The sequence below is a fragment of the Citrobacter sp. L55 genome (assembly GCF_002850715.1).
Lineage (GTDB): Bacteria > Pseudomonadota > Gammaproteobacteria > Enterobacterales > Enterobacteriaceae > Citrobacter > Citrobacter braakii.
Genome location: NZ_KZ559464.1, coordinates 1 through 284, shown reverse-complemented (window position 1 = coordinate 284; position 284 = coordinate 1). Strand labels below are relative to the sequence as shown.

Sequence of the window (284 nt, the reverse complement as noted above, 5' to 3'; positions counted from 1 at the left end):
AAACATGAATCCCGTAGTGAACGCTACACCTATATACCCACCATCTCCTTGCTGGACAGCCTGCAGCGAGAAGGCTTCCAGCCATTCTTTGCCTGTCAGACCCGTGTGCGTGATCCGGAGCGTCGCGAACACACCAAGCATATGCTGCGTCTACGGCGTGAGGGACAGATAACCGGTAAGCAGGTGCCGGAAATAATCCTGCTCAACTCTCACGATGGCAGCAGTTCGTACCAGATGCTGCCGGGACTATTTCGTGCGGTTTGTCAGAACGGCCTTGTCTGTGG

The 284-nt window shown here is 54.9% G+C and carries 1 protein-coding gene; it reads left to right on the top strand.

Annotation, left to right across the window (positions count from 1 at the left end; all coding sequences use genetic code 11):
• A partial coding sequence (locus B9P82_RS28175; RefSeq protein ID WP_143704310.1) for a DUF932 domain-containing protein occupies nt 1-284 on the top strand: 284 nt, incomplete at both ends.